Genomic DNA, 5,063 nt, shown 5'->3' with positions numbered 1-5,063 from the left:
TTTGAGCGTGTACTGATGCCCGGTCTCGAAAAAAATCAGTACAGCATCCTGTGGGTGGAGCACCAGGACAAGGGACGGCTTGAGCTGAATTTTGTCATTCCGAACATGGAGCTACAGACCGGAAAACGCCTCCAGCCGTACTACGACCGGGCAGACAGGCCGAGAATTGATGCCTGGCAGACGCTGGTTAATCACCATTACGGGCTGCATGACCCCAACGCCCCGGAGAATCGCCGGACGCTGACACTCCCTGATAACCTGCCGGAAACGAAACAGGCGCTTGCTGAGAGCGTTACACGAGGCCTGGAGGTGCTTTACCATTCCGGAGAGATAAAAGGCCGTCAGGATGTGATTCAGGCGCTCACAGAGGTGGGGCTTGAAGTGGTCAGGGTGACGCGAAGCAGTATCAGCATTGCAGACCCGAACGGCGGGAGGAATATCAGACTGAAAGGAGCGTTTTATGAGCAATCTTTTACGGACGGGCGCGGAGTTCGAGAAAAAGCTGAAAGAGAGAGCCGAATCTACAGAGAAAATGCTGAACGACGAATTCAGCAGGCTCGGCGAATCTGTAAGCGAGGCTGTGACCTCAAACGAGACGAAAATCAAAGACGCTATAGCCCTGTTCACAACGTCGACAGAGGAATCGCTGAAAAAACACCGGGAAGGGGTGAAAGAGGCGATGATGCAGCACCGGAAGGACATGTTAAAGCTGGCAGGGAGTTCGGGCATGAGGTTGCTGGGGATAGTCTTTCTCCTGTTTACCGCGAGTGGCGGGACGCTCTGGTATCTCGGCGGGAGGATACAGACGAACCTGGAAGAAATCAGGGTACAGGAAGAGACATTGCGGAAACTGAACGCGAAGACATGGGGCGTGGAGTTTGTTCAGGACGGGAGAAGGAAATTTCTGGTCCTTCCGTACGGGAAATCAGCAGAGGTGACTCACTATCAGGGGAAGGACTGGATACAACTGACGGAGTGATACGGAATGACAGAGCTGGAAACACATTTGCTGAACGCCTTAAAGCAGCTGCAACAGGACTATATGCAGCGGCTGAACGAATGGGAGAGCGCCTTCGTGGAATTGCAGAAGATGTTTTCGCTTACGCAACGGGACAACGCGATGCTGAACGAGCGGGTCATGCAGTTGAGTCAGCAGGTGCAACACTTGAGCGGGCAGACAGAACGCTTGAGCCAGTTATACAGCGAGAACAGGAGATAAGGGATGAACGGCTGATGCAGGAGCGCGAACATGCATTATCCCTGGAGCGGGAACGCCAGCTGGAAATACAGGAACGCACACTGGATGGTCCTTCGTTGTCGCTGTGATGGCGAAACTATGAAAAATGGCAGGTTCGGTGGATTTTGACGGGCTAATGTGGTCTGCACCATCTGGTTGCATAGGTATTCATACGGTTAAAATTTATCAGGCGCGATCGCGGCAGTTTTTCGGGTGGTTTGTTGCCATTTTTACCTGTCTGCTGCCGTGATCGCGATGAACGCGTTTTAGCGGTGCGTACAATTACAGGGTTATGTTAAATTGATGGTTTGATAAGTGTTGGAAATAATTAATTCCACTCATAAATATACAAGATATGAAAAAAATATTGTTCATATGGTAGAAGAGCTATAGGGATATTTGGTTTCAAAATATTCCTTTTAGGAAATGGATTAACTAAAACAGGTACTAAAATACCTGTTAAAAATAATGAGAGAGATAACTCTCTGTTAGGGCGTGTGTTGGGGATATAGAAATATTTGGTATTGCTTACGAAATCGATTGGTTTTCATGATAATTAACTAATATAGTTATATGGTTTTGTGCGCTACCATTAATTATTCTTTTCTCTATTCTTCTCTTCTACAACTTTTTGAATTGCTGCTCGATACTTATCAGGGAACTCTTTTACCGCCTTTAAAAGACCTTCACCACATGGAGGGCACAGTTCGTCATCGTAAAGTAATCCGCCTTTTGCGTAGTCATTACAGAATATATTTCGGCATTTATAAATAATCTCTCCACAAGTTGTACATTTACATTTATCTCTGCGGATAGTGTTTTTTTCTATAACTTCTGGAGCCATTTCGCTATTGCAAAAAGGGCACTTACCTTTGTGTTTTCTTTCCATGGTATTTTTCTATTTGTTTATCTCTTTGCAATTGGGATTCCTGCTTGGAATCCCAACATGAGAATCAATTTATATTAGCCGTTGTAGCCATGACGACGTGCGTTATCAATACAATCAGATTTATTGACATATCCTTGAGATGATGCTCCAACAATTCGCCCGTTGCTTGCAGTTCTGCGCCAGCGCCACTCTTTTGAATTATCGAGATAAAACTCCCACTTATCGTTCATTTAGGTTTCCTTCTTCCAGTTAGATATTTAGTGATGATTTGTACCAGCAGGTAGGTATCATTTCATTTTTTTTTCTAATAAGCGTGTTACAACTGTACTGACGACGATACTTAAGGCTGTTGTCCCTAATGCGCCGATACTTCTACCTATGTTCGACATGCATGACGGGCATAATTCATCATCATATAAATGACCGCCCTTAGCGTAATTCTCACATCCTGGAGTACGACATACGTAAATTATTGATTTACAATCAGAACACTCACACTTATCTCGCCGTATCTTGTTTTCTTGAATTACACGGGCATTGATTTCCTTTTTACAAAAAGGACACACTCCTTTAGGTTTTAAGTCCATTAGGGTTTACCTAATAGCACTACAACTTATTAATTTTGAACGACATTTAGGGCAATAATCAGGTGTCCCAAATCCAGCTCTACTGGTCCATTCGTGGCGGCAGTTTAAGCATTTAGCCCGATAGATGACGATACCTGCCATAAAAATCCCCTTTTTATCATACACTAATGTTGATTTATTATATTCTGAACATAATAAATGTAAAGTATACTATGTGATAAACGTAATGCATTGATTTTATTGATATTAAAAATATTTATTAGAGTGCTAATAATGGTATTTTTTTTGATTTTTTTATTAAAAACAATATGTTGTATATGTGTTGGTGTCGTTTGATTACGTTCAATAAATGCGTGTATCAATATTAGATATACAAAAATGAAGTTAGAAGGTGGCTGGGAGTTTTAGGAGATTTGCCCTCCTTCAGTAAAAAGATCAAAGGATCCTCTTGAGATCCTTTTTTTCTGCGCGTAATCTGCTGCCTGTAAACGAAAAAACCGCCTGGGGAGGCGGTTTAGTCGAAGGTTAAGTCAGTTGGGGACTGCTTAACCGGGTAACTGGCTTGGTGGAGCACAGATACCAAATACTGTCCTTCTAGTGTAGCCGCAGTTAGGCCACCACTTCAAGAACTCTTAATATCTCAATCCACCTTGTCCAGTTACCAGTGGCTGCTGCCAGTGGCGTTAAGGCGTGTCTTACCGGGTTGGACTCAAGACGATAGTTACCGGATAAGGCGCAGCGGTCGGGCTGAACGGGGGGTTCGTGCACACAGCCCAGCTTGGAGCGAACGACCTACACCGAACTGAGATACCAACAGCGTGAGCTATGAGAAAGCGCCACGCTTCCCGAAGGGAGAAAGGCGGACAGGTATCCGGTAAGCGGCAGGGTCGGAACAGGAGAGCGCACGAGGGAGCTTCCAGGGGGAAACGCCTGGTATCTTTATAGTCCTGTCGGGTTTCGCCACCTCTGACTTGAGCGTCGATTTCTGTGATGCTCGTCAGGGGGGCGGAGCCTATGGAAAAACGCCAGCGGCGTGGCCTTTTCCGGGTTCTTGTTTTTTGCTCACATGTTTCCTTTGGCGTTATCCCCTGATTCTGTGGATAACCGCATTACCGTCTTTGAGTGAGCTGATACCGCTCGCCGCAGCCGAACGACCGAGCGTAGCGAGTCAGTGAGCGAGGAAGCGGAAAAGCGCCTGGACGCGCATTTTCTCCTTACGCATCTGTGCGGCATTTCACACCCGGCATGGGGCACTTTTCATACAATCTGCACTGATGCCACATAGTTAAGCCAGTATACACTCCGCTAGCGCTACGTGACTGGTTCAGGGCTTCGCCCCGAAACCCCCTGACGCGCCCTGACGGGCTTGTCTGCTCCCGGCATCCGCTCACAGACAAGCTGTGACCGTCTCCGGGAGCTGTATGTGTCAGAGGTTTTCACCGTCATCCCCGAAGCGTGCGAGGCAGCTGCGGTAAAGCTCGTCGGCGTGGTCGTGAAGTGATTCACAAATATCGGCCTGTTCATCTGCGTCCAGTTCGTTGAGTTTCTCCAGCAGCGTTAATGTCTGGCTTCTGATAAAGCGGGCCATGTTAAGGGCGGTTTTTTCCTGTTTAGTCACTGATGCCTCCGTGTAAGGGGGATTTCTGTTCATGGGGGTAATGATACCGATGAAACGAGAGAGGATGCTCACGATACGGGTTACTGATGATGAACATGCCCGGTTACTGGAACGCTGTGAGGGTAAACAACTGGCGGTATGGATGCGGCGGGTCTGCCTGGGTGAGCCGGTTGCCCGTTCCGGGAAGCTGCCAACTTTGGCTCCGCCGTTACTGCGTCAGCTGGCCGCCATCGGGAATAACCTGAATCAGACAGCGAGGAAGGTGAACAGCGGGCAGTGGTCTTCCGGCGACCGGGTTCAGGTGGTGGCCGCACTGATGGACATCGAGAGAGAGTTGCGCAGCTTACGGCAGGTCGTCAGGGAACAGGGAGCGCGGGATGATAGTTAAGTTTCATGCCAGGGGAAAAGGTGGTGGCAGTGGTCCGGTTGATTACCTGCTGGGGAGGGAGCGTAATCGCGAAGGCGCAACGGTGCTTCAGGGTAATCCGGAAGAAGTCCGGGAACTCATCGATGCCACGCCATTTGCGAAGAAATACACGTCCGGTGTTCTGTCGTTTGCGGAGAAAGAACTGCCACCGGGAGGACGTGAAAAAGTGATGGCGAGTTTTGAGCGTGTACTGATGCCCGGTCTCGAAAAAAATCAGTACAGCATCCTGTGGGTGGAGCACCAGGACAAGGGACGGCTTGAGCTGAATTTTGTCATTCCGAACATGGAGCTACAGACCGGAAAAC

General features: G+C 47.9%; 7 protein-coding genes. 4 read left to right on the top strand and 3 right to left on the bottom strand.

Going from position 1 to position 5,063, the window contains the following annotated elements; genetic code table 11:
* The first annotated feature begins 460 nt into the window (after positions 1 to 460).
* Together KGB14_RS23170 and KGB14_RS23165 are read left to right on the top strand one after the other, a co-directional pair.
* On the top strand, positions 461 to 979 hold the full coding sequence (locus KGB14_RS23170; RefSeq protein WP_112016408.1) for an MbeB family mobilization protein: 519 nt from the start codon (positions 461 to 463) through the stop codon (positions 977 to 979).
* 6 nt (positions 980 to 985) lie between these two features.
* On the top strand, positions 986 to 1,219 hold the full coding sequence (locus KGB14_RS23165; RefSeq protein WP_096987281.1) for an MbeD family mobilization/exclusion protein: 234 nt from the start codon (positions 986 to 988) through the stop codon (positions 1,217 to 1,219).
* Positions 1,220 to 1,829: 610 nt separating this feature from the next.
* On the opposite strand, the gene KGB14_RS23160 is transcribed toward KGB14_RS23165, so the two are convergent.
* The 3 genes from KGB14_RS23160 to KGB14_RS23150 all read right to left on the bottom strand — a co-directional run bounded on the left by KGB14_RS23160 (position 1,830) and on the right by KGB14_RS23150 (position 4,331).
* On the bottom strand, positions 1,830 to 2,126 hold the full coding sequence (locus tag KGB14_RS23160; RefSeq protein WP_138650211.1) for a hypothetical protein: 297 nt from the start codon (positions 2,124 to 2,126) through the stop codon (positions 1,830 to 1,832).
* Positions 2,127 to 2,200: 74 nt separating this feature from the next.
* The gene (locus KGB14_RS23155; protein WP_072210546.1) at positions 2,201 to 2,356 is read right to left on the bottom strand and encodes a YegP family protein; all 156 of its coding nucleotides are present in this window, start codon (positions 2,354 to 2,356) and stop codon (positions 2,201 to 2,203) included.
* A gap of 1,783 nt (positions 2,357 to 4,139) precedes the next feature.
* Entirely contained in the window at positions 4,140 to 4,331 is a 192-nt protein-coding gene (locus KGB14_RS23150) for a Rop family plasmid primer RNA-binding protein (protein WP_000165985.1), read from the bottom strand.
* Positions 4,332 to 4,362: 31 nt separating this feature from the next.
* On the opposite strand from KGB14_RS23150, the gene KGB14_RS23145 reads away from it, so the two are divergent.
* On the top strand, positions 4,363 to 4,719 hold the full coding sequence (locus tag KGB14_RS23145) for a MobC family plasmid mobilization relaxosome protein (protein ID WP_223488989.1): 357 nt from the start codon (positions 4,363 to 4,365) through the stop codon (positions 4,717 to 4,719).
* Positions 4,709 to 5,063, top strand: a 355-nt coding sequence (locus KGB14_RS23140) for a relaxase/mobilization nuclease domain-containing protein (RefSeq protein WP_223488988.1), incomplete at its 3' end; no start/stop codon positions are given. The genes KGB14_RS23145 and KGB14_RS23140, both read left to right, overlap by 11 nt.

The organism is Pseudomonas sp. A-RE-19, assembly GCF_019956555.1.
Lineage (GTDB): Bacteria > Pseudomonadota > Gammaproteobacteria > Pseudomonadales > Pseudomonadaceae > Aquipseudomonas.
Note: the sequence above shows the minus strand (reverse complement) of the source record. Positions and strands in the feature narration are given on the sequence as shown.

Bases quoted from the DNA above. Each gene is read 5' to 3' on its own strand.
- KGB14_RS23170 (WP_112016408.1), top strand. From the start codon at position 461: ATGAGCAATCTTTTACGGACGGGCGCGGAGTTCGAGAAAAAGCTGAAA.
- KGB14_RS23165 (WP_096987281.1), top strand. From the start codon at position 986: ATGACAGAGCTGGAAACACATTTGCTGAACGCCTTAAAGCAGCTGCAA.
- KGB14_RS23160 (WP_138650211.1), bottom strand. From the start codon at position 2,126: ATGGAAAGAAAACACAAAGGTAAGTGCCCTTTTTGCAATAGCGAAATG.
- KGB14_RS23155 (WP_072210546.1), bottom strand. From the start codon at position 2,356: ATGAACGATAAGTGGGAGTTTTATCTCGATAATTCAAAAGAGTGGCGC.
- KGB14_RS23145 (WP_223488989.1), top strand. From the start codon at position 4,363: ATGGGGGTAATGATACCGATGAAACGAGAGAGGATGCTCACGATACGG.